The 22,498-nt window shown below is 65.7% G+C and carries 20 protein-coding genes; 11 read left to right on the plus strand and 9 right to left on the minus strand.

From position 1 onward, the window contains the following. Positions 1-24: 24 nt before the first annotated feature. From pgl to zwf, 3 genes are read right to left on the minus strand one after another with little or no spacing between them, the layout of a single operon-like run. Positions 25-744 carry a 6-phosphogluconolactonase gene (gene pgl / locus ACSBPQ_RS07505; protein WP_442684393.1) on the minus strand — a complete coding sequence of 240 codons (720 nt, stop codon included), beginning with the start codon at positions 742-744 and terminating at the stop codon, positions 25-27. Beyond that, positions 741-1,754: a glucokinase gene (glk, locus tag ACSBPQ_RS07510; protein WP_442684394.1), complete on the minus strand. Its 1,014-nt coding sequence runs from the start codon at positions 1,752-1,754 to the stop codon at positions 741-743. Before glk ends, pgl begins: the two co-directional genes overlap by 4 nt. Further along, positions 1,751-3,184, minus strand: a complete 1,434-nt coding sequence (gene zwf / locus ACSBPQ_RS07515; protein WP_442684395.1) for a glucose-6-phosphate dehydrogenase — start codon at positions 3,182-3,184, stop codon at positions 1,751-1,753. The genes glk and zwf overlap by 4 nt, the downstream gene beginning before the upstream one ends. Positions 3,185-3,495: 311 nt before the next feature. Between zwf and ACSBPQ_RS07520 the strand changes: the two genes are divergently transcribed. The 9 genes from ACSBPQ_RS07520 (at position 3,496) to recJ (ending at position 14,538) form a co-directional block, all read left to right on the plus strand. After that, entirely contained in the window at positions 3,496-4,596 is a 1,101-nt protein-coding gene (locus ACSBPQ_RS07520) for an ABC transporter ATP-binding protein (RefSeq protein ID WP_442684541.1), read from the plus strand. 340 nt (positions 4,597-4,936) lie between these two features. After that, entirely contained in the window at positions 4,937-5,437 is a 501-nt protein-coding gene (locus ACSBPQ_RS07525; protein WP_442684396.1) for a nuclear transport factor 2 family protein, read from the plus strand. A gap of 56 nt (positions 5,438-5,493) precedes the next feature. Continuing rightward, positions 5,494-6,222, plus strand: coding sequence for a 4-hydroxy-tetrahydrodipicolinate reductase (gene dapB / locus ACSBPQ_RS07530; protein WP_442684397.1), 729 nt, complete (start codon positions 5,494-5,496; stop codon positions 6,220-6,222). A gap of 215 nt (positions 6,223-6,437) precedes the next feature. Further along, positions 6,438-7,565 (plus strand): glutamine-hydrolyzing carbamoyl-phosphate synthase small subunit, encoded by a 1,128-nt coding sequence (carA, locus tag ACSBPQ_RS07535; RefSeq protein ID WP_442684398.1) that lies wholly within the window; start codon positions 6,438-6,440, stop codon positions 7,563-7,565. Further along, the gene (locus tag ACSBPQ_RS07540) at positions 7,562-8,122 is read left to right on the plus strand and encodes a hypothetical protein (protein WP_442684399.1); all 561 of its coding nucleotides are present in this window, start codon (positions 7,562-7,564) and stop codon (positions 8,120-8,122) included. The genes carA and ACSBPQ_RS07540 overlap by 4 nt, the downstream gene beginning before the upstream one ends. A gap of 54 nt (positions 8,123-8,176) precedes the next feature. Beyond that, positions 8,177-11,419, plus strand: coding sequence for a carbamoyl-phosphate synthase large subunit (carB, locus tag ACSBPQ_RS07545; RefSeq protein WP_442684400.1), 3,243 nt, complete (start codon positions 8,177-8,179; stop codon positions 11,417-11,419). An 8-nt stretch (positions 11,420-11,427) separates the two neighbouring features. Next, complete coding sequence (greA, locus tag ACSBPQ_RS07550) at positions 11,428-11,892, plus strand: transcription elongation factor GreA (RefSeq protein ID WP_442684542.1); 465 nt, start codon at positions 11,428-11,430, stop codon at positions 11,890-11,892. A gap of 2 nt (positions 11,893-11,894) precedes the next feature. Continuing rightward, positions 11,895-12,818, plus strand: a complete 924-nt coding sequence (locus ACSBPQ_RS07555) for a phosphoglycerate mutase (RefSeq protein WP_442684401.1) — start codon at positions 11,895-11,897, stop codon at positions 12,816-12,818. Continuing rightward, the gene (gene recJ / locus ACSBPQ_RS07560) at positions 12,811-14,538 is read left to right on the plus strand and encodes a single-stranded-DNA-specific exonuclease RecJ (protein WP_442684402.1); all 1,728 of its coding nucleotides are present in this window, start codon (positions 12,811-12,813) and stop codon (positions 14,536-14,538) included. The genes ACSBPQ_RS07555 and recJ overlap by 8 nt, the downstream gene beginning before the upstream one ends. A gap of 296 nt (positions 14,539-14,834) precedes the next feature. Here the strand turns inward: recJ and ACSBPQ_RS07565 are convergent, their stop codons facing one another. The 5 genes from ACSBPQ_RS07565 to ACSBPQ_RS07585 all read right to left on the minus strand — a co-directional run bounded on the left by ACSBPQ_RS07565 (position 14,835) and on the right by ACSBPQ_RS07585 (position 18,860). Next, positions 14,835-16,025: a methyl-accepting chemotaxis protein gene (locus tag ACSBPQ_RS07565; protein ID WP_442684403.1), complete on the minus strand. Its 1,191-nt coding sequence runs from the start codon at positions 16,023-16,025 to the stop codon at positions 14,835-14,837. 128 nt (positions 16,026-16,153) lie between these two features. Further along, positions 16,154-16,768 carry a high frequency lysogenization protein HflD gene (gene hflD, locus ACSBPQ_RS07570; RefSeq protein WP_442684404.1) on the minus strand — a complete coding sequence of 205 codons (615 nt, stop codon included), beginning with the start codon at positions 16,766-16,768 and terminating at the stop codon, positions 16,154-16,156. A gap of 9 nt (positions 16,769-16,777) precedes the next feature. Beyond that, positions 16,778-17,899: a tRNA 2-thiouridine(34) synthase MnmA gene (gene mnmA / locus ACSBPQ_RS07575; protein WP_442684405.1), complete on the minus strand. Its 1,122-nt coding sequence runs from the start codon at positions 17,897-17,899 to the stop codon at positions 16,778-16,780. Continuing rightward, positions 17,896-18,381, minus strand: a complete 486-nt coding sequence (locus ACSBPQ_RS07580) for an NUDIX hydrolase (protein ID WP_442684406.1) — start codon at positions 18,379-18,381, stop codon at positions 17,896-17,898. Before ACSBPQ_RS07580 ends, mnmA begins: the two co-directional genes overlap by 4 nt. Before the next feature lie 2 nt (positions 18,382-18,383). Further along, positions 18,384-18,860 (minus strand): hypothetical protein, encoded by a 477-nt coding sequence (locus ACSBPQ_RS07585; protein ID WP_442684407.1) that lies wholly within the window; start codon positions 18,858-18,860, stop codon positions 18,384-18,386. Between the two features lie 91 nt (positions 18,861-18,951). Here ACSBPQ_RS07585 and clpS point away from each other — a divergent pair, with 91 nt between their 5' ends. After that, a complete protein-coding gene (gene clpS, locus ACSBPQ_RS07590; RefSeq protein ID WP_442684408.1) occupies positions 18,952-19,272 on the plus strand; it encodes an ATP-dependent Clp protease adapter ClpS in 321 nt (106 codons plus the stop codon). A gap of 6 nt (positions 19,273-19,278) precedes the next feature. Here the strand turns inward: clpS and ACSBPQ_RS07595 are convergent, their stop codons facing one another. Then, positions 19,279-20,094 carry an aminoglycoside phosphotransferase family protein gene (locus tag ACSBPQ_RS07595; protein ID WP_442684409.1) on the minus strand — a complete coding sequence of 272 codons (816 nt, stop codon included), beginning with the start codon at positions 20,092-20,094 and terminating at the stop codon, positions 19,279-19,281. A gap of 117 nt (positions 20,095-20,211) precedes the next feature. Between ACSBPQ_RS07595 and clpA the strand changes: the two genes are divergently transcribed. Next, the gene (gene clpA, locus ACSBPQ_RS07600) at positions 20,212-22,491 is read left to right on the plus strand and encodes an ATP-dependent Clp protease ATP-binding subunit ClpA (RefSeq protein WP_442684410.1); all 2,280 of its coding nucleotides are present in this window, start codon (positions 20,212-20,214) and stop codon (positions 22,489-22,491) included. Positions 22,492-22,498: the final 7 nt, after the last annotated feature.

Here is a 22,498-nt window from a genome sequence, read left to right on the forward strand (position 1 = left end):
GTGCGGGGCGGGGAGCCGGGAGGTTCAGGCACACCAGTGCACGCGCAGGCGGGTGCCGGGGGCATTGATGGCGGCAAGCACCGGATAGCGGGACACATTGCCGGAGGCGAGCGCGGCATCGAGCACATCCAGCTTCTGCTGCCCGCGCAACAGCAGCAGGCGCGTCTTGATCGGCTCGAAACCCTTGGGCGTCAGGGTGATGCGCAGCGGCCAGCCGTTGGCGACCGGGCAGCCGCTGGCATCCAGTGCGGCATAGGTCTGCGAGCTGCGCAGGGTGCGATCCAGATCGACAGACTCCGGGAACAGCGACGCGGTGTGGCCGTCGTTGCCCATGCCCAGCACCACCAGACAGGCCGGCTGGGTGTGCTGCGCCACGAGGTTGGCATCGTGCACGCACTCGGCCAGCGGTTTGCCGACCCGCACCAGCGGATCGAAGTGTGCGCCTTCGGCATGGTTCAGGAAGCTGTTGCGGACCAGCCAGGCATTGCTGTCGCTGTCCTGCGGCGACAGCCAGCGCTCATCGGCCAGGCCCACTTCCACCCGCGCCCATTCCAGCGGGGCCGCGGCCAGAGCCTCGTAGACGGGAGCTGGCGTGGTGCCGCCGGACAGCAGCATCCGGGCACGGCCACGCTGTTCGATTTCATGGGCCAGTACCGTTTCCATTTCCCGGGCCACGCCCTCGGTCCACGCATCGGCATCGGCATGGCGGATCAGCGAGATACGGTCCGAACTCACAGCACTCATTCAACAACTCCAGAAACACGGCCGCGGAAAGCGGCATCCAGCGCATAGGCGGTGGCGCCGAGCAGGCCCGGGCAGGGATGGATGATGGCCAGGGAGGGAATCCGGGCCAGGGTATCGGCGAAGCGGCCCTTGCTTTCGAAGCCGCGACGGAAGCCGGCATGCTGGTCCGGTCCGAGCAGGCGCGGGACCAGTCCACCGGTCAGGAATACGCCATCCCAGCTGCCCTGTACCAGCACCGCATCACCGGCAACGGCACCAAAAATCTCGATGAACAGATCGATGGCGCGTGTGGCGAGCGGGTCACCGCTGGCGGCGCGGGTGCCGACATCGGCCGGCTGCAGCACGCCGGGATCGCTGCCGGCGATCTGGCACAACGCCCGGTGGATATTGACCAGACCCGGTCCGCAGATCAGTCGTTCGTTGGAGACGCGGCCGAACTGCGCCGACAGGATCTCGAGGATACGCACCTGCTCGGGTGTGACCGGAGCGAAGCTGGCGTGGCCGCCCTCGGTGGCAAGCGGATAGCAGCGGCCATCGCGGATCACCAGCGCGCCCATGCCCAGGCCGGTGCCAGGGCCGAGCACGCAGTAGTTGCGCGCGGCATCCGCTGCGGCGGGTTGCCAGCCGGCCGGGCCGACGCGGGTCACGTCAGCCGGCTGCAACAGCGAGATCGCCATGGCCTGGGCAACGAAATCATTGATCAGGTGCAGCGTGGCGAAATCCAGCATGGCGGCGATGCGGGAACGCGAGATCACCCACGGGTGGTTGGTGATGCGGGCCTCGTCGCCCTCCACGCGCCCGGCCACGGCGAACACGCCACTGCTCGCCTCGGCCTTGCTCTCGTGCAGATAGTGCGCGGCCGCTTCGGCCAGTGACGGGAAGCGGGTGACCGGATACTCGCGGATGCTGGCCTGGTCCAGCGGCGAGGCGGCGTGGAGGTCAGCCAGCGCGAAACGGGCATTGGTGCCGCCGATGTCGGCGACCAGTACCCGTCCGGCGCCGCCGCTCACTTCGCGTTTCCAGTGGCCGAGACGATATGTTCGGGCAGGAAGTCCGGAGCCTGCAGCGGACCCCAGCTGCCCGCCACGTAGGGTTCCATGGGCAGGTTGGCATCTTTCCAGGCATTACTGACGCTGTCGATCCATGCCCATGCGGCACGCACCTCGTCATCCCGCACGAACAGCGCGTGGTTGCCGTTGAGGGCGTCCAGGAACAGGCGTTCGTAGGCGATGCGGCGATGCAGGCCGGTCGGCACCGACAGCTCCAGCTCCAGCGGTTGCAGCTCCAGCGCACCCCATTCCGGGCCAGCCAGCGAGCTCATCAGGCCGAGCTGGATGTTTTCCTGCGGCTGCAGCTGGAACGTCAGGCGGTTGGGTTGGGCGTTGTGGCGGTCCGGGCGCTCGAACACCCAGTGCGTGACCGGCTTGAGGTTGACCTCGATACGGGTGGTGCGTTCGGGCAGGCGCTTGCCGGTGACCAGATGGAACGGCACGCCTTCCCAGCGCCAGTTGTCGATATGGGCGGTGACGCCGACAAAGGTTTCCGCCTCACTGCCTTCCGGCGGCTGGTAGGCCTGCACCGGCTGGTCGTTGATGGTGCCGGCGGTGTAGCGGCCGCGCACGCTGTCGGTGCTGGCGTGCTTTGCATCCAGCGGACGCAGGGCGCGCAACACCTTGACCTTCTCGTCGCGGATGCGGTCGGCCTCCAGCGAGGCCGGCGGCTCCATGGCCACCAGGCACAGCAGCTGCAGGATATGGCTCTGCACCATGTCGCGCATCGCGCCGGCACGCGAGTAATACGAGTCGCGGCCATCCACACCATCGCTCTCGGCGACGAGGATGTGCACCGACTCGATGTAATTGCGGTTCCAGACCGCTTCCAGCAGCGTGTTGCCAAAGCGCAGCGCCATCAGGTTCTGCACCGCGGCCTTGCCGAGGTAGTGGTCGATGCGGAACACCCGGTCCTCGTCGATCAGCTTGGCGATCGACTGCAGGATCTCCTCGGCACTGGCCGAATCCGAACCGATCGGCTTTTCCAGCATCAGCCGGTGCGGTGCGGCCAGCGCGCCGCCGAGGGCGAGGCCTTCGCAGGTGGAGATGTACAGGCCCGGTGGGATCGCGAGATTGCTCAGGCACCTGCGGTGCACTAGGTCCTTGACCGCATCGGCCACGGATTCCGGATTGCGCAGGTCCACCGAGCGGTAGTCGATGCGCGAGAGCAGGTTGTTGATGTCGTCCTGGCTGGCCTGCGGCATGGCCTGCTCGAGGCGTGGGCGCAGAATGCCGTGGAATTTCTCGGTGTCGTGCGGGGACAGGGCCAGCGCACGTACCCGGAAGTCTTCCGGCAGCAGGCCGTCTCCAAGCAGACGCAACAGGGAGGGGAACAGATAACGCTGGGCCAGATCGCCTGTGGCACCGAACAGGAAGAGAGTGTCGTGCATGGCTCGAGTTTCGTGTGCGGATGACATCGTTGTCAATTCTTATTCGGGAAGGGTGTCGCATGCGGTCGGGTATGAATGCGCAGACCGTCGCAAGGAGGTGCATGGGGTCATCCATCACGCCTGCGGCAAGGGCCTGGATCGCGGGGCGATGGTCTGCTTACGCGTGCATACCTATCGATGTTGCCATATGAATATGCTTGAGGGACGTAAGGTTTCCTATGTATACGATTGCAGCACGGCGCAGCCTGCCGGGCCGGATGGCATGGACGTAGGCGAATGGACGCAGTGGTGTGGAAATCGACGAGGTGAGCATGGCCAAGGTGCGGTTTGATGGGGTGCGCAAGGTCTACGACAACGGCCAGGTGGCCGTGCATGGCGCCAGTTTCGAGATCGCCGATGGCGAGCTGATGGTGCTGGTGGGCCCCTCGGGCTGTGGCAAATCGACGTTGCTGCGGATGGTGGCGGGACTGGAGGAGATCAGTGCCGGGACGCTCAGCATCGGCAATCGCGTGGTCAACGACGTGGCACCGAAGGACCGGGACATCGCCATGGTGTTCCAGAATTACGCGCTGTATCCGCACATGAGCGTGGCCGGGAACCTGGCGTTCGGACTGAAACTGCGCGGCTGTCCCAAAGCGGAGGTGCAGCGTCGCGTGCATGCCGCCGCCGAAGTGCTGGGGCTGATACCGGTGCTCGACAAGCTGCCCAAGGCGCTGTCCGGCGGTCAGCGGCAGCGGGTAGCGCTGGGCCGGGCGCTGGTACGTGAGCCGGCGGTGTTCCTGCTGGATGAGCCGCTGTCCAATCTGGATGCCAAGCTGCGCCACTCGGTGCGTACCGAAATCGCCCAACTGCACCGCAAGCTGGGGACCACGATGATCTACGTCACCCACGACCAGGTCGAGGCGATGACGCTGGGCCAGCGCATCGTGGTGCTCAATGAAGGTGTGGTACAGCAGATCGACACGCCGATGGCGCTGTACGAGCGCCCGGCCAACCTGTTCGTGGCGGGGTTTCTCGGCAGTCCGGCAATGAACCTGCTGCGCGGCGTGATCGCTCACGATGAGCAGGGAAGGGCGACACTTCGACTGGCCGATGGTTCGGTTGTACCGCTGGAACCGGCGACACTGCCGGCGGGATGGTCGGGGCGCGAACTGGTGGTGGGGGTTCGGCCCGAGCACCTGCAGCCGGCCAGCGCCTCCACGTCTTTCCCTGCGCTGATCGAGGGGCTGGAGCCGGTCGGTAACGAGATTTTCGTCAACCTGCGCCATGGCGCGCAGGCGCTGGTGATGCGCGTGCCGCCGCAGCCATTGCCGGAAGTGGGGCAGCAGATCGCGGTGGCCCTGCAGCCAGCGGCGCTGCATTTCTTCGACGCGTCCAGTGGCGAACGCATCGAGTGCACGATGGCGGACTGATCCGGGCCGGTGCCGGGCGGGAGTCGCTCGGCATTCGACACTCAATGCCTGGCGTAGAAACGTCACCGATGTCCAAGGTTGTTGCCAGCAGGGCCGGTACGTTCAAGTCCGCAATCACTCGACCCTCGTTCGTCGCCAGTCCCCAGACCTTCCTGGCCTCGCGTCTTCGGCGGCAAAGAGCCTTGCCGGTAGTGTCACGCCTGGGCCACACCCGGCGCCGGTGCCCGATTCCAGTTGTCCGGAATCGCATGGACGGATTTTCCCGCGGAAGGACGCGCAAGCCTGGTCGGCGCCCTAGACTGTGCCGGCCGCAGGATGCGGGAACCAAGAGGGGAAGGACATGCGGGTGATCGGATTGTTGCTGGTATTGGCCGCGGTGGCGGGCTTCTATTGGCTGGGAGGCAACCGGCTGGACGAGGCGCAGGTGCGCGATTTCTACCAGCGCGCCGAACAGGCGATGCTGGCACTGGACGACGAAACTCTGTGCCGGATGCTGGCCGAAGACTTTGAGCAGACCACGGTAACCCGGGCTGAATCCAACGAGATGCGGGCCACCATGGACAAGGCCGGGTATTGCCGTAGCACGGCCGAAACGACACAGCAGTTGCGGCAATTGCGCGATGCCATGCGTGGCAATTCGCCGATGCGTTACTCGCAGACCGTGGTAAGCGTGACCCTGGCACCGGACCGGCGCTCGGCCGATGTCGAGATGCGGGCCACACTGGAAATGCCGGGGATGCGCTCAAGCAGCCGCAGTCGCGATACCGTCGTGCGCGAACGCTGGCGGATGTATGCGCTGCGCAGCAATTCGGTTGTCTGGGTGGGGCCGGCCTACCGCTGAACGCCTGCCGGTCTTCGACCCTTGTGTATTGGTCGAGGGGCCCGTACTTTGCGGTAATGGAAAAGTCACCTGTTCGTTTACTGATTCACGGCGCTTCCGGGCGTATGGGCCAAACGCTGTTGCGGCTGGCCGCGGAAGATCCTGCATTGGAAATTGTGGCGGCGGTGGTACGCAAGCCGCCGGCACAGCGGGTGGTGGAGGGCATTCCCTATTTCGCTGCCAGTGAACTGGCCGGAGTGCCGGCCTTCGATGTCGCCATCGATTTCAGCCTGCCAGAGGGTTTTGATCCGGTACTGGCGCTGTGCGTGGAGCGGGGCGCGGGTTTTGTCTCCGGCACCACCGGCATCAGCGAGGCGCAACAGGCGGCGTTGGTTTCTGCCAGTACCCGTATCCCGCTGGTGTGGGCGACCAACTTCAGTCTGGGGGTCGCAGTACTGGCCGAGCTGGTGGAGCGTGCCGCCGCGGCGCTGCCGGGCTGGGATTGCGATATCGTCGAATCCCACCACGTGCACAAGAAGGATGCGCCCTCGGGCACCGCGCTGACCCTGGGCGAGGCCGCGCAGCAGGGTGGTGCCGCCCCGCGTTATGCCAGCCTGCGCGCGGGTGACATCATCGGCGAGCACTTCGTCCAGTTCGCCGGACAGGGTGAGCGGATCGAGCTCGTGCACCGCGCCACCAACCGCGACATCTTCGCGCGCGGTGCTCTGCATGTTGCCGGGCAGCTGCGGCAACGGCCGCCGGGTGGCTACCGGGTGCGCGACCTGGTAGGGCCGGCCATCGCCTGAACAGGGCGTCGGGCCGGGTTTTGGTTGCGACTGAAACCTGGCAAAACCCGTCAGGTGCTGGCGCTTGAGGCCGGGTTGCCTTTACAATTCCCGCTCGCCGAAACACGTCAGCCGGACCGGTTCCAGACCGCCGTCCGCGCTTTTTTGCAACCGGTTTTCACCGTGGGCGCAGGCGTGGCTTTCGGAGTCCCCCCGGTAGCCAAAGTGAGATTTCCGTGACCCAAGCCGCAATCCTCGTGCTCGAAGACGGCACCGTATTCGAGGGCGAATCCGTAGGCGCGCCCGGCCTGTCCGTGGGTGAGGTGGTATTCAACACCGCCATGACCGGCTATCAGGAGATGCTGACCGATCCTTCCTACGCCAGGCAGATGATCACCCTGACGTATCCGCATATCGGCAATACCGGCGCCAATGACCAGGACAACGAGGCATCCCAGGTGTGGGCTGCCGGCCTGATCGTGCGTGACGTGCCGCGTCGTCCCAGCAGCTGGCGCAGCCAGGTGTCGCTGCAGGACTGGCTGCAGCAGCGCGGTGTGGTGGCCATTGCCGGCATCGATACCCGCAAGCTGACCCGCATCCTGCGTGAGCGCGGCGCCCAGAGCGGTGCACTGATGGCGGGCGAGATCGACGTGGAAAAGGCGCTGGAAGCGGCCCGCAAGTTCCCCGGTTTGAAGGGCATGGACCTGGCCAAGGTGGTGTCCACCGCCAAGCCGTATGACTGGAATGAAGGCCAGCTAGATCTGGACAGCAATGAATTCCAGCAGGCCGAGCCGAAATTCAAGGTGGTGGCCTACGACTTCGGCGTGAAGACCAACATCCTGCGCATGCTGGCTGGACGTGGCTGCGCACTCACCGTGGTGCCGGCGCAGACGCCGGCGGCCGAGGTGCTGGCGATGAAGCCCGATGGCGTGTTCCTGTCCAACGGCCCCGGTGATCCGGAGCCGTGCGATTACGCGATCGCTGCCATCAAGGAATTCGTGGGGCACAAGGTTCCGACTTTCGGCATCTGCCTGGGTCACCAGCTGCTGGGCCTGGCCTCGGGCGCACGGGCGATGAAGATGGCGCACGGCCACCATGGCGCCAACCATCCGGTGCAGGACATCGACAGCGGCCGGGTGATGATCACCTCGCAGAACCATGGTTTCGCGCTCGACGAAAGCAGCCTGCCGGCCAATGTGCGCGTCACCCACCGCTCGTTGTTCGATCAGACCATCCAGGGCATCGAGCGTACCGATGCGCCGGCGTTCTCCTTCCAGGGTCATCCGGAAGCGTCGCCGGGCCCGCAGGATGTGTCGCCGCTGTTCGACCGCTTCATCACCCTGATGGAAGGGGCCAAGGCGTGAGCAAGGCGCGCTGGCTGATGTTGCCGGCGCTGCTGGCCACCTCGGTGACCAGCGTGGCGGCAGTGACCGCGCAGGAGATCCGCGATCTGCTGCCGCTGACCGGCTTCGAGCGCATGGGGGAGGATGCCACCGAGGCATTGCTTTCCGATGTGTCGCTGCTTGCGCAGGTGTCCGATACAAAGCGCCAATGTGTTGCCGGGGTGTTCAGCCGCACCATTGATGAAATGATGGTGGAGGGGCTGGCCACTCGCCTTGGTGACGATGATCAGCAGTATCTGCAGCGTTGGCAGACGTTCTATACCAGCCCAGGCGGCCGCTGGCTCGTCGCCAAATCACGTCAGTCCAGCCACGGCACGGCGTTTCCCGCCGGGGTCGAGGAGCAGCCTAATGCCTTGGTACGCAGCCAGGTAAGCGAATTCATGGCCAGTGGAGCGTACCAGGTACTGGTCGATGGACTGACCGAGATGCTCGAAATGCCCGACGACCTGCTTGCAAGCATGAGTGGGCGCGTCCATGAGCAATGTGGCATCACCATCGACAGCAACGAATTTTCCTGATCGACAGCGTGCGATCACTTCCCCCAGACACGCTGTACTGACTTAGAGAAGAAAATGCCAAAGCGCACCGACCTAAAAACCATCCTGATCATCGGCGCCGGCCCGATCGTCATCGGCCAGGCCTGCGAGTTCGACTACTCCGGCGCGCAGGCGTGCAAGGCGCTGCGCGACGAGGGTTACCGCGTGGTGCTGGTCAACTCGAACCCGGCCACGATCATGACCGACCCGGAGATGGCCGATGCCGTCTACATCGAGCCGATCAACTGGCAGACCGTCGAGAAGATCATCGAGAAGGAGCGCCCCGACGCGCTGCTGCCGACCATGGGCGGCCAGACCGCGCTGAACTGCGCACTGGACCTGGCCGACCACGGCGTGCTGGAGAAGTACAACGTCGAGCTGATCGGTGCCAAGCGCGAGGCCATCCGCATGGCCGAAGACCGCGAGCTGTTCCGCGTGGCGATGGGCGAGATCGGGCTGGAATGCCCGAAGGCTGCCGTCGCCCACACGCTGGAAGAGGCGCTGGAAATCCAGACGACGGTGGGTTACCCGACCATCATCCGTCCGTCCTTCACCCTGGGCGGCAGCGGTGGCGGCATCGCCTACAACCGCGAAGAGCTGATCGAAATCGTCAACCGCGGTCTGGAACTGTCGCCGACGTCCGAAGTGCTGGTGGAAGAGTCGGTACTGGGCTGGAAGGAATTCGAGATGGAGGTGGTGCGCGACACCGCCGACAACTGCATCATCGTCTGCTCGATCGAGAACCTCGATCCGATGGGCGTGCACACTGGTGACTCGATCACCGTGGCCCCGGCGCAGACCCTGACCGACAAGGAATACCAGCGCCTGCGCGATGCCTCGCTGGCCGTGCTGCGCAAGATCGGTGTGGACACCGGCGGCTCCAACGTGCAGTTCGGCATCAGCCCGACTACCGGCCGCGTGGTGGTGATCGAGATGAATCCGCGCGTGTCGCGTTCCTCGGCACTGGCGTCCAAGGCCACCGGTTTCCCGATCGCCAAGGTCGCCGCCAAACTGGCGGTCGGCTACACGCTGGACGAATTGAAGAACGAGATCACCGGCGGGCTGACCCCGGCCTCGTTCGAACCGTCGATCGACTACGTCGTCACCAAGATTCCGCGTTTCGCGTTCGAGAAGTTCCCGGCCGCCGATGCGCGCCTGACCACCCAGATGAAGTCGGTGGGCGAGGTGATGGCGATGGGCCGCACCTTCAAGGAATCGCTGCAGAAGGCCCTGCGCGGACTGGAGACCGGCAAGATCGGCTTCGATCCGACCGGGCTGGACCTGGCCAACGAGGACGACATCACCACCCTCAAGCGCGAGCTCAAGGCCCCGGGCCCGGAGCGCCTGTTCTTTGTCGGCGACGCCTTCCGCGCCGGCTTCAGCGTGGAAGAGGTGTTCGGACTGTCGTATATCGACCCGTGGTTCCTCGACCAGATCGAAGAGATCATCGCCGATGAGAAGCTGGTGCAGGCCGGCGGTATCGACTCGCTCGACGCCACGCGCCTGCGCGCGCTCAAGCGCGCAGGGTTCTCCGATGCGCGTCTGGCCGAGCTGACCGGCACCAACGAATCGGCGATCCGTGCGCTGCGCCGCGCCCACAAGGTGCGCCCGGTCTACAAGCGCGTGGACTCCTGCGCCGGCGAATTCGCCACCGGCACCGCCTACCTGTATTCGACCTACGAGGACGAATGCGAGGCCGCGCCGAGCAACCGCGACAAGATCATGATCCTGGGCGGTGGCCCGAACCGCATCGGCCAGGGCATCGAGTTCGACTACTGCTGCGTGCATGCCGCACTCGCACTGCGCGAGGACGGCTATGAAACCATCATGGTCAACTGCAACCCGGAAACCGTTTCCACCGACTACGACACCTCCGACCGCCTGTACTTCGAGCCGCTGACGCTGGAAGACGTGCTGGAGATCGTCGAGCTGGAGCAGCCCAAGGGCGTGATCGTGCAGTACGGCGGCCAGACCCCGCTGAAGCTGGCGCGTGCTTTGGAAGCCAATGGCGTGCCGGTGATTGGTACCTCGCCGGACTCGATCGATCTGGCCGAGGACCGCGAGCGCTTCCAGCAGCTGGTCGACAAGCTCGGCCTGAAGCAGCCGCCGAACCGCATCGCCCGCAATGCCGAGGAAGCGCTGCTGCTGGCGCGTGAGATCGGCTACCCGCTGGTGGTGCGCCCGAGCTATGTGCTGGGTGGCCGCGCGATGGAAATCGTCTACGGCGAATCCGATCTGGCCCGTTACGTGCGTGATGCGGTCAAGGTCTCCAACGACTCGCCGGTACTGCTGGACCACTTCCTCGATGCCGCGGTCGAAGCCGACGTGGACATCATCTGCGACAAGGACGGCAACGTGCTGATCGGCGGCGTGATGGAGCACATCGAAGAGGCCGGCGTGCACTCCGGTGACTCGTCCTGCTCGCTGCCGCCGTACTCGCTGTCGGCGCAGACCCAGGCCGAGCTGCGTCGCCAGGTCGCCGAACTGGCCAAGGCGTTGAAGGTCGTGGGCCTGATGAACACCCAGTTCGCGATCCAGACCGATGCCGATGGCAACGACGTGATCTTCCTGCTGGAAGTAAACCCGCGCGCCTCGCGCACCGTGCCGTTCGTGTCCAAGGCCACCGGCATGCCGCTGGCCAAGATCGCCGCCCGCTGCATGGCCGGCAAGACGCTGGCCGAGCAGGGTGCGACCAGGGAAATCGTGCCGGATTATTACTCGGTGAAGGAGGCGATCTTCCCGTTCGCCAAGTTCCAGGGCGTGGACCCGATCCTCGGGCCGGAGATGCGTTCCACCGGCGAGGTGATGGGCGTGGGCCGGACCTTCAGCGCCGCCTTCGCGCGCGCACAGGAAGCGGGCAGCATCAAGACCCCGCCGGTCGGCAAGGTGTTCATCTCGGTGCGCGATGCCGACAAACCGCGCGTGCTGCCGGCGGTGCAGGGACTGGTCGAGCGCGGTTACACGCTGGTCGCCACCCGTGGCACCGCGGCATGGCTGCAGCAGCAGGGCTACACCTGCGAGGTGGTCAACAAGGTGGTGGAAGGCCGTCCGCATATCGTCGACAGCATCAAGAACGGCGAGATCGTCTATATCGTCAATACCACCGAAGGCCGCTCGGCGATCAGCGATTCGTTCTCGATCCGTCGTGAGGCGCTGCAGCAGCGCGTCACCTATTCGACCACGGTTGCCGGCGCCAAGGCGCTGGTGCAATCGCTGGAATTCCGCGGTACCGGCCCGGTCTGGTCACTGCAGGAGCTGCACAAGGAGTTGGAAGTATGAGAGCCCCGATCACCCTGAAGGGCGCCCAGCGCCTGCGTGAGGAGCTGGAACACCTGAAGTCGGAAAAGCGCCCCAAGGTCATCGCCGCCATCGCCGAGGCACGCGAGCATGGTGACCTGAAGGAGAACGCCGAGTACCACGCCGCGCGCGAGGAGCAGGGCTTCATCGAAGGCCGCATCAAGCAGCTCGAAGGCGAGCTGTCGCATGCCGAAGTCATCGACATCAGCAAGCTCAACGCCGGCACCAAGGTCGTCTTTGGCGCGACCGTGGTGCTTGCCGACGTGGAGACCGACGAGGAAAAGCGCTACCAGATCGTTGGCGATCTGGAAGCCGACATCAAGCTGTCGATGATCGCGATCTCCTCGCCGGTGGCACGGGCGATGATCGGCAAGAACGAAGGCGATTCCATCGTCATCGATGCGCCGGCCGGCCAGCGCGAGTACGAGATCGTCAGCGTCGAGTACCTCGACTGACGATGGCCAGGGCCACGTTGCTGCTGCCGGCACGCAGCCGTTTCCCGGCCGCCGCGTTGCCGGTGCAGGTGGCGGCAGCGCTGGGCCGCGCCGGATATTCGTCCGGTGCCGCCGGCGAACTGGCACAGCTGCGGCGGCATTTCACCGCCACACCCGGCGACTGGTCGGCTGCAGCACTGACCCGCGAGGTCGATGCCGGTGACGCTGCCGGAGGTTTCTGGCTGCGCGCCGACCCGGCCAACATCGTGCCGGACATGCAGGGCGCACGCCTGATGGCGTCGGCGGAAACGCTGCGGCTGGAGCCGGAGGACGTGGCGGCGCTGTTGCCGGCGCTGCAGCCCCTGTTTGCTGGCTTCGGCTTCCAGCTGGATGCACCTGCGCCCTCGCGCTGGTATCTGCGCCTGCCCGAGGACACGCCGCTGCCCGCGTTTTCCGATCCGGAAGCCGTGCTCGGTGACGACCTGTTCTCGCACCTGCCCGAAGGGGAGCATGGCCGTCGCTGGCGGGCGTTGTTGACCGAGGCGCAGGTGGTATTGCACCAGCATCCGTGGAACGAACAGCGTGTTGCCGAAGGCAAGCGTGCGGTCAATTCACTGTGGTTCTGGGGCAGCGGCGGCCTGCCCGAATCCGTACGCACCCAGCATGCGCAGGTGCGCAGCCGTGATGCGCTGCTGCAGGGCCTGGCCAAAGCCGCAGGGATAAGACTGGGGGGCGAGCAGGCGGTGGATGCGCTGGTGGACCTGCGCCAGCTGCGCTCGCTGGAGCAGCTCACCGACGAGGCCATCACCCCATTGCTGGACGCGATGCGGCGCGGTGAGCTGGCTGAATTGACCTTGGATTTCGAAGATGGCGCCTGTTTCCGTCTGACTCGCGCACAACGCTGGCATTTCTGGAAGAAGCCACGCACGACCCTGGCCGATGAGTGAGCTGTTGAAGATCGTCCGGCGGCCGCCGGCCGAGGCCGGATTTTGGAGCGATGACACGCCGCCGCTGCTGCAGCGTCTGTATGCCGCGCGCGGGGCGGCCACCCGCGAGCAGGCGCTGCCGCGACTGGCGCAGCTGCATGCACCGGAACTGCTCGGCGGAATGCAGAAAGCCGTCGCGTTGCTGGCGGCGGCGATCGCCGGCAACCAGCGCATCCTGATCGTCGGCGACTTCGACTGCGACGGCGCCACGGCCTGTGCGGTCGGCGTACGCGGCCTGCGCATGCTCGGCGCCACCAATGTGGTCCATGCGGTTCCCAATCGCATGGTGCACGGCTATGGGCTGTCGCCCTCACTGGTCGAAGAACTGGCCCCGCTGCAGCCGCAGCTGCTGGTGACCGTCGATCATGGCATCGCCTGTCATGCCGGCATCGCCGCGGCCAAGGCGCAGGGCTGGCAGGTGCTGGTCACCGATCACCATCTGCCCGGCGAGAAGCTGCCACCGGCCGACGCCATCGTCGATCCGAATGTCGAGGGTGATGCGTTCCCGAGCAAGGCCCTGGCCGGGGTCGGCGTCATCTTCTATGTGCTGATGGCGCTGCGCCGGCACCTGCGCGGACAGGGGGCCTTCAACGCGGCGACCGAGCCGGATCTGCTGTCGCTGCTGGATCTGGTGGCCGTCGGCACCGTTGCCGACCTGGTGCCGCTGGATGACAACAACCGCGCACTGGTGGGTGCCGGCCTGCGACGCCTGCGTGCGGGCAAGGGCTGCGCCGGCCTGCGGGCGCTGATCGAGGTCAGTGGCCGTGATGCCGGGCGCCTCACCTCCAGCGATATCGGTTTCGCGGTTGCGCCGCGGCTCAACGCTGCCGGCCGGCTGGAGGACATGGCACTGGGTATCGAACTGCTGCTGACCGAAGACAGCGGCAAGGCGCGTGAGATCGCCGCCTTGCTGGAGGAGATCAACGCCGAGCGGCGCGCGGTGCAGCAGATCATGACCGATGACGCCGAGCAGGCGGTGTCCCGGGTGCTGCTTGCCGATGACGGCCGTCGGCCGGTGGCGGTTTGCCTGTTCGACAGTGAATGGCACCCCGGCGTGGTGGGGCTGGTGGCCTCGAAGATGAAGGACCGTCTGCATCGCCCGGTGATCGCGTTTGCGCCGGCGGAGCCCGGAAGCGCCGCACTACGCGGCTCGGCGCGTTCGATCAGCGGCTTCCACATACGCGATGCGCTGGCGGCGATCCATGCCGCGCGGCCGGGACTGATGGACAAGTTCGGTGGCCATGCGATGGCGGCTGGACTGAGTCTTCCGCTGGAACGGCTGGAGGAATTCCGCGCCGTGTTCGAACAGCAGGTGCAGGCGACACTGGACCCGGCGCTGCTGCAACAGCAGCTGCTCAGCGATGGCGAGCTGTCGGCGGCCGAACTGGATTTCAACCACGCCGAGGCGTTGCGGCTTGCCGGGCCATGGGGGCAGGGCTTTCCCGAGCCCCTGTTCGACGGTCATTTCGAGGTGCTGAAGTGGCGTGTGCTGAAGGAGCGCCATCTGAAGCTGGAACTACGCCGGCCCGGCATCGCCGCGCCGCTCAATGCGATCCACTTCGGTGGCTGGACCGGCACGGCTCCCGCCGCGCAGGTCCATATCGCCTACCGGCTGGTCAGCGACGACTACCGCGGTGGTGGCGCGATCCAGTTGATCGTCGAGCATTGCAGCGCGATCTAGGTACGGGCAGCCGATAGCTGTAGCCCGGACCAGACGGCAGGGGTGCAGATGCGATACGTCGCTTCGACGGACCCGTCGCGACAGCTCCCGTCATGCAGGTGGACTCGCGGCGACTTGGCCGCCCCAGGGCGCGCTCCGGTTCAATGGTCCGCTGGGAACCGGGCTGCGGACGCTGAAGCGGAGCAGACAGGCAAAAACCGGCACCGGCACGTGGAAGCGGGCACAAAGAGTCCACCCGGCAGAAACAGCAAACCCCGGGCCTGCCGGGGTTTGTTGTTTGATCGCCCTTTGCCGGATCAGAACAGCTCGACCGTACCGGCGCCCATGCTCTGCTGGGTGACCGGCTTGTGCGGCGGACGTTCCCATTCGCTGCGCAGTTCGCGCAGGCGGCCGCCAGTGCGCTGCAGCGCGGTCACCATCTCGCTGTCGATGACTCCGCCGTTACGCTGCAGCAGCTCCTGCAATGCGACTGCTTCACGGTTGATCGTGCCCAGCCGGTCAAGGTGGGCATGGACGCCACCCAGTGCCTGCGTGGCGATGTCCTCGAACTGCAGGGCGCGGACCGCTTCGGCCACGCTGCTATCGATGGCACGGCCACAATCGGAAATCTCGCGCATGCCATCACCCAGCGAGGCGTTGATCGCCGCCACGTTCTCCAGCATCGTCGCCGCCTCGTGGCGCGCCTCGCGGGAACGGTCCATGTCGCGTGAAGCCATGTGCGAAACCGTCTCGCGCACCTTGGCGATGGCGTCCTTGGAGCTGTGCGCCAGCTTGCGGATCTGTTCGTTGAACGTGGTGGAACGCTCGGACAGGTTGCGGACCTCATCGGCAACCACCGCGAAACCACGACCGGCCTCACCGGCACGGGCGGCTTCGATGGCCGCGTTCAGCGCCAGCAGGTTGGTCTGGTCGGCGATCGACTTCACGTCCTCCAGCAGCGCGAAGATGCCATCCAGGTGCTGCGCCATCTGGTCGATGTGCTGGACGGTGTTGCTGCTCTGGCCACTGACCTGCTCCAGCGCTTCCACCAGCTGTTCCATCTGCTGGCTGGCGTTCTGCGCGAAGCGGGCGACATCGACGCCGTTGCCACCTTCCTCACCGGTACGGTCAACCACCCGCGCCAGCGCCTGGCTCTGCTGCCGCGACTTGCGGCTCATCGCGTCGAAACTGCTGCCCAGCCCGGCAACGGCCTGGCGGATCAGCTCGCGGGCGCGCTCGACTTCACTGCGCGAGCCTTCGATCTCGTTGCTGACGAAGTTGCGCAGCTCATTGAGCAGCTGGTCCTGCTCCTTGAGCACCCTGGCGTGCTCGGGCGAGCGTTGGACCTGCGACTGTACGGTCCAATAGGCGAACACCAGCCAGCTCAGCACCAGCGTGGTCAGGATCGCCCACATCGCGGGGGATGGCCACGAACGGGCGACAGCCAGTGGAAGCAGGAAAGTCAGGGCCAGCGGAGCGGCCAGGCGGATTGCAATACGTGGGTACATGGACGTTCTCGGGAGAGTCACGAATGCAGTATCGGCCGCAGGCAGGGCAGCTTTAGCCCGACAGCGGGTTTCCCCGGGAATGTCCGTGTGGTGGCATGCAGCGGTGTCCGGCGCCGCATGCCGCTCGCTCAGCGCAGGTGGCGCTCGATGGCCTCGACCATGGCCTTGCGGGAAAACAGGAAATCCCAGTAGTTGCCGCCCAGCTGCCGCCACAGCACCGCCGAGCGCACCGCCGCCAGCAGCAGGGCGCGGATCTCCGCTACCACCGTGGCCTGGTTGAGGTAGTGCGGGTTGCCCTGGACCATGATCTTCGGCTTGAGCTGGCTGATGCTGTTCTTGTACAGCTCGGCCATCGCCGCAAGCACATCGGGGTGATTGCTCTCGCCCAGCTCCGCAAGCCGTGCCGAGGTCGAGCGGATGCCGGTGTCGACCTTGTCCACGGTGGCGGCCTCACGCACGAAGCGACGCTCCAGCTGCATCACCGACAGGGCAAGCCGCGGCAGCAGCTGGTCCTTGCCCTGGTTGCGGAAATAGTCGCGCAGCAGCCGCAATCCCGGCTCCACCTGCCGGGCACTGCCGTAGACGGCCTCCGGCGTGGGCGCGTCGATGCGCATGACGCTGTCCATCGCCGTGCGCACGATCGCGGCCTCGGAATGGCCGGTTTCGGCGATCCGCCGGACCTGCTGCAGCGCCTGGGCGATACCGGCCAGCGCCAGCACACGGTCGTCAAAGGAAAAACTCATGGTGACCTCTCAAGGGGAAGGTGGCGTGCCCAGACGGCGCTCCAGCGGTGCGTCGGTGGCGGCGATGACCGCGCCTCCCAGACACTCCGGGCCGTCGTAGAGCACCAGGGATTGACCGGGCGTCACAGCCCGTTGCGGGCGGGCGAAATGCACATCCAGGGTGCCATCATCGCGTACCCGTACCGTGCACGGTTCGTCCGGCTGCCGGTAGCGGGTCTGTGCGGTGCATTCGAATTCCGTCGCCGGTGCCGTGCCTGCGATCCAGTGCATCGGCTCGCTGCGCAGCCAGCGCGACTGCAGCCAGGGGCTGTCGTGGCCCTGGTCCACATAAAGGATGTTGTGGGCGACGTTCTTGCCGACCACGAACCATGGCGCCGCGGGGCGACCACGAACGCCGCCGATATTCAGGCCTTCACGTTGCCCCAGGGTGAAATAGAACACACCGGGATGGGTGGCGATGACCTGATCGTCCGGATCGCGGATCTCGCCACGGCGGGCGGGCAGGTACTGGCCGAGGAACTCGCGGAAATCACGCTCGCCGATGAAGCAGATTCCGGTGGAATCCTTCTTCGCATGGGTCTGCAGGCCGGCCTCGTGGGCGATCCGGCGCAATGCGGTTTTCTCCAGATGCCCGATCGGGAACAGCGTCGCGGCCAGCTGTTCCTGCCCCAGCTGGTGCAGGAAGTAGCTCTGGTCCTTGCCGCGATCGGCGCCGCGCAACAGCCGCCAGCGGCCGGCGTGCTGGTCCACCTGCGCGTAATGGCCGGTGGCGATACGCTCGGCGCCCAGCTCGCGGGCCGCATCGAGGAAATGCTTGAACTTCACTTCCCGGTTGCACAGCACATCCGGGTTGGGCGTGCGGCCGGCCGCGTATTCGGCGAGGAAATGCTCGAACACGCCTTGCCAGTACTCGCTGGAAAAATCGCGGAAGTAGAACGGGATACCCAGCTGGCCGCAGACCGCCACCGCATCGCGGCGGTCCTCTTCGGCACGGCATTCGCCGGAGCCGTCGTCGGCCCAGTTCTGCATGAACAGCCCGGCCACCGGCAGTTGCTGCTGGACCAGCAGCAGCGCCGCGACCGACGAGTCCACGCCGCCGGAAACGCCGACAATGATGTCCGGGCGGCTCATTGCACCGTCCGCAACAGCGACAGCGGGTAGTGCTGGCCTGCCTGCCAGTCAGACACCGTGCGCCACACCAGCGGGCTGCGCAGGCGTGTGGATTCGGCCTGGATGGCCGCCGGCGTCAGCCACAACGCCTGCAGAATCCCGGCATCCAACGGCTGCCCGGGATGATGGCGGACCGGCTCGGCAGCAAAGGCGAAGCGCAGGAACGGGGTGCCGTCGGCAGCCTGCCACTGGTAGGTGCCGATGAAACCGGTCAGGCGCACGTCCCAGCCGGTTTCCTCGCGGGTTTCCCGTACCGCCGCTTCCAGCAGGCTTTCCTCCGGCTCCAGATGGCCTGCCGGCTGGTTCAGCACCCGGCGTCCCTGCCGCTCCTCCTCGACCAGCAACAGCTGCCCGTCACGCGCGACGACGGTCGCCACGGTGACGTGTGGCGACCAGCGCGGGGACGGCAATGGTGGCTGCAGGGGACTGCCCGTTGTGCTCACTATCAGTACTCGTCCTTGCCGGTCAGTTCCAGCTCGATCGCATCGGCGCTGCGGACTGCCGCATCGATGGCGTCGCTGAGCACATCTGCCGAAGCATCGGCATCGATCTTGACCACGAACATGGCGATGTCGTCCTGCTTGACCCAGCTGCCCAGCTTGGAGGACTGCGAGTCTTCCAGCAGGCGATTGCCGACCAGCGCAGGGAACTGCGGGCCCGGCGACTTGTAGCCCGGCGACCAGATCTCGCGGATGTGGTGGCTGCCGAAGGTTTCCACCGACGAGCGCACGAACACCAGCTGGGTGCGGTCATTCTCCATGTCGAACACCAGCTTGTAGTCGCCGTCCTCGTCGATCTCGTACTTGTATTCCAACCCGTCAAGCAGCCTGCCCACGGCGCGATCGGGCTCACCCGCCACGGCCGCACCGGAAATGCCGGCCAGAACGGTTGCCAGAACAGCTCCTGTCACGATCTTTTTCATGTTTCCCCCGTTGCAATGGAATCAACGGCAAATTGTGCGGGTACAGGGGCTTCCCGTCCAATCGGAAGAGGCAAAAAGCTATAATCGCCGGATGTCACAGAAGACCCGACACGATAGCGAACACGGCGTGATGGTTGCGCCGGGAAAGCCGGAAATCGCGCCGCCACCGCTGTATCAGGTGATGCTGCTCAACGACGACTACACGCCTATGGATTTCGTGGTCACCGTGCTGCAGAGCTTTTTCACCATGAGCCTGGACCAGGCCACCCAGGTGATGCTGCACGTCCATACCCGCGGGCGCGGCGTCTGCGGTGTGTACACCCGCGAAGTGGCCGAAACCAAGGTTGCCCAGGTCAACGAATTCTCGCGCATGAACCAGCATCCGCTGCTGTGCACGATGGAGCCGGCCTGAGGCCAATCAATCCTCCAATCGGGCCAAGGCCAATCCGGCCACCGCAAGGCTGGTGTCCGCATCCACACCGTCCTGCAGGAACCAGCTGGCAGACAGTCCCGCGCCGGCGGCGATCCATTGCAGCAGGCGCTGCTCCGGAATCGCCGACTGCTGGCTGACCCACGCCACACGGCGGTCGAAGTGTGCCGCCACGCTGGCAAAACGCCGTCCGTTGAAATACAGGTCAGGATTCAGGAACAGCGGCGTGTAATCGAACGCGGGATCTCCGTAGAGGCCCTTCGGATCGATGGCAAGCAGGCTACGGCGACCGCCATCAAGCACGTTGCCGTGGTGCAGGTCGCCATGCAGCACGACGGGATCGGAGGGGGGCGCCAGCAGCTGGCGGGCGAGTGCGGCACAGCGTCGCAACAATGCGCGCTGGGGCAGGGCAGGGCGCAGCAGCGCATCGAACCAGTGGTGCAGCGGGATCAGCCCTGCCGTATTTGTCCCGCCAGCACTATGTAGCCGCGCGGCGACGCTGCACAACGCTGTGGTGGCCTGCTGATCCCTCCCTTCGAACGGCAGCTCGCAGAGCGAGTGTCCGGGAACAGCACGCTCAAGCAACAGGGCATGCCCATCGACGGCAAGCAGCCGCACCGCGCCATCACCGGCCCAGCAATCGAGCGCCGCAGCTGCCGGCGCAATTCCGCTGCAATCACGCGCCAATCTCAGCATCGCCGGCAGGCCGTCGGCGGTCATTACCGGCTGCAGCCAGGCGCCGCTGGTGGCAATCGGCGCGCCATCGACATGCAGCCGCCAGCGCCGCAGATATTCACGGCTCATCAGGTCATTACGGGAACAGGGCGAATACTGACGCCGCATGAACAGGAGGATCGGCTAGGGTAGTGGAAATTTCGCAACCAGCCCGCATATTGTCACCAACCGGAGTCGGAGTTCCCAATGTTCAGTAAAGACCTCGAACAGACGATTGGTCAGTGTTACAAGCGTGCGCGCGAGGCCCGGCACGAGTTCATGACGGTCGAGCACCTGCTGCTTGCCTTGCTGGAAAACCCATCGGCGCAGGCGGTGCTCAAGGCCTGTGGTGCGGATCTGGATCGCCTGCAGCAGGAGCTGGAGCAGGCAGTGGAAACCTCGGTTTCCAGGCTGGCCGACGACGATGGGCGTGACACGCAGCCGACGCTGGGTTTCCAGCGGGTGCTGCAACGGGCCGTCTATCACGTGCAATCCTCCGGCAAGAAGGAAGTCACCGGCGCCAACGTGCTGGTGGCGATCTTCGGCGAGAAGGATTCGCACGCGGTGTATTACCTCAACCAGCAGGACGTGACCCGGCTGGATATCGTCAACTACCTGTCCCACGGCGTGGCCAAGCTGGAAGACGAGGACGGCGCGTCGTCGTCGCTGGAAGGCGAGGGCCGGCATGAAGGCGCGGACGCCGAGTCCAAGGGCGATGCGCTGAGCGATTTCACCAGCAACCTCAACGAGCAGGCGCTGGCCGGACGCATCGATCCGCTGGTCGGCCGCCGTGACGAGATCGAGCGCACCATCCAGGTGCTGTGCCGCCGCCGCAAGAACAACCCGCTGTACGTGGGCGAGGCCGGCGTGGGCAAGACCGCCATCGCCGAGGGCCTGGCCAAGCGCATCGTCGATGGCGAGGTGCCGGAGGTGCTGGCCGATGCGGTCATCTATTCGCTCGACCTGGGCGCGCTGGTCGCCGGCACCAAATACCGCGGCGACTTCGAAAAGCGGTTGAAGGGCGTGATCAATGCGCTGAAGAAGATCCCCGATGCGGTGCTGTTCATCGACGAGATCCACACCATCATCGGTGCGGGCTCGGCCTCGGGGGGCACCATGGATGCGTCCAACCTGATCAAGCCGGCGCTGGCGTCGGGCGAGTTGCGTTGCATCGGCTCGACCACGTTCCAGGAATACCGCGGAATCTTCGAGAAGGATCGTGCCCTGGCGCGGCGCTTCCAGAAGATCGACATCATCGAGCCGACCGTGGGCGAGGCCTATGAAATCCTCAAGGGCCTGCGGCCCAAGTACGAGGCCCACCATAGTGTGACCTATGCCGACGACGCGCTGCAGGCGGCGGTCGACCTGTCGGTCAAGCACATCGGTGACCGCCTGCTGCCGGACAAGGCCATCGACGTGATCGACGAGGCCGGCGCGCGGCAGCGGCTGCTGCCGGAAGACCAGCGCAAGCAGCGCATCGACACCGAGGAGATCGAGGCGATCATCGCCAAGATGGCGCGGATTCCGGCCAAGCAGGTCAGCGCCACCGACAAGGACGTGCTCAAGCATCTGGAGCGCAACCTGAAGATGGTGATCTTCGGCCAGGATCCGGCGATCGACAGCCTCGCTTCGGCGATCAAGCTGTCGCGCTCCGGGCTGGGCAATCCGGACAAGCCGATCGGCAACTTCCTGTTCGCCGGCCCCACCGGCGTCGGCAAGACCGAGGTCACCCGCCAGCTGGCCATGCAGCTGGGGATCGAGCTGGTGCGCTTTGACATGTCCGAATACATGGAGCCGCATTCGGTCAGCCGCCTGATCGGTGCGCCTCCGGGCTATGTCGGCTTCGACCAGGGCGGTTTGCTGACCGAGAAGATCGTCAAGACACCGCACTGCGTGCTGCTGCTGGACGAGGTTGAAAAAGCCCATCCGGACATCTTCAACATCCTGCTGCAGGTCATGGATCGCGGCATCCTCACCGACACCAACGGCCGTGAAGCCAATTTCAAGAACGTGGTCCTGGTGATGACGACCAATGCCGGTGCGACGCAGGCCGCGCGCCGCTCGATCGGCTTCACCAAGCAGAACCACGCCACCGATGCGATGGAGGTGATCCGCAAGAGTTTCACGCCGGAGTTCCGCAACCGTCTGGATGCGGTGGTGCAGTTCCAGCCACTGGGCTTCGAGCATATCCTCCGGGTGGTGGACAAGTTCCTGATCGAGCTGGAAATGCTGCTGCAGGACAAGCACGTGACGCTGGCGGCGACGCCGGCGGCCCGCGAATGGCTGGCCCAGCACGGCTTCGATCCGGAGATGGGCGCGCGGCCGATGAGCCGGGTGATCCAGGACAGGATCAAGCGCCCGCTGGCCGACGAGCTGCTGTTCGGCAAACTGGTTGCTGGCGGCAAGGTGAGTGTCGACGTGCGCGAAGGCGAGCTGGTGGTCGAGGCCGAGGCCGAACCCCGTCACCTGCTGCCGGCCACGGTGTAACGGCGCC

This window comes from Stenotrophomonas sp. JC08, assembly GCF_052180205.1.
In the GTDB taxonomy this organism is placed as follows: Bacteria; Pseudomonadota; Gammaproteobacteria; order Xanthomonadales; family Xanthomonadaceae; genus Stenotrophomonas.

Coding starts and splice junctions, on each gene's coding strand:
- zwf (WP_442684395.1), bottom strand. CDS start 3,184: ATGCACGACACTCTCTTCCTGTTCGGTGCCACAGGCGATCTGGCCCAG.
- ACSBPQ_RS07555 (WP_442684401.1), top strand. CDS start 11,895: ATGGCCAGGGCCACGTTGCTGCTGCCGGCACGCAGCCGTTTCCCGGCC.
- pgl (WP_442684393.1), bottom strand. CDS start 744: ATGAGTGCTGTGAGTTCGGACCGTATCTCGCTGATCCGCCATGCCGAT.
- hflD (WP_442684404.1), bottom strand. CDS start 16,768: ATGAGTTTTTCCTTTGACGACCGTGTGCTGGCGCTGGCCGGTATCGCC.
- clpA (WP_442684410.1), top strand. CDS start 20,212: ATGTTCAGTAAAGACCTCGAACAGACGATTGGTCAGTGTTACAAGCGT.
- carB (WP_442684400.1), top strand. CDS start 8,177: ATGCCAAAGCGCACCGACCTAAAAACCATCCTGATCATCGGCGCCGGC.
- recJ (WP_442684402.1), top strand. CDS start 12,811: ATGAGTGAGCTGTTGAAGATCGTCCGGCGGCCGCCGGCCGAGGCCGGA.
- ACSBPQ_RS07525 (WP_442684396.1), top strand. CDS start 4,937: ATGCGGGTGATCGGATTGTTGCTGGTATTGGCCGCGGTGGCGGGCTTC.
- clpS (WP_442684408.1), top strand. CDS start 18,952: ATGTCACAGAAGACCCGACACGATAGCGAACACGGCGTGATGGTTGCG.
- ACSBPQ_RS07565 (WP_442684403.1), bottom strand. CDS start 16,025: ATGTACCCACGTATTGCAATCCGCCTGGCCGCTCCGCTGGCCCTGACT.
- ACSBPQ_RS07585 (WP_442684407.1), bottom strand. CDS start 18,860: ATGAAAAAGATCGTGACAGGAGCTGTTCTGGCAACCGTTCTGGCCGGC.
- dapB (WP_442684397.1), top strand. CDS start 5,494: ATGGAAAAGTCACCTGTTCGTTTACTGATTCACGGCGCTTCCGGGCGT.
- mnmA (WP_442684405.1), bottom strand. CDS start 17,899: ATGAGCCGCCCGGACATCATTGTCGGCGTTTCCGGCGGCGTGGACTCG.
- ACSBPQ_RS07520 (WP_442684541.1), top strand. CDS start 3,496: ATGGCCAAGGTGCGGTTTGATGGGGTGCGCAAGGTCTACGACAACGGC.
- ACSBPQ_RS07595 (WP_442684409.1), bottom strand. CDS start 20,094: ATGAGCCGTGAATATCTGCGGCGCTGGCGGCTGCATGTCGATGGCGCG.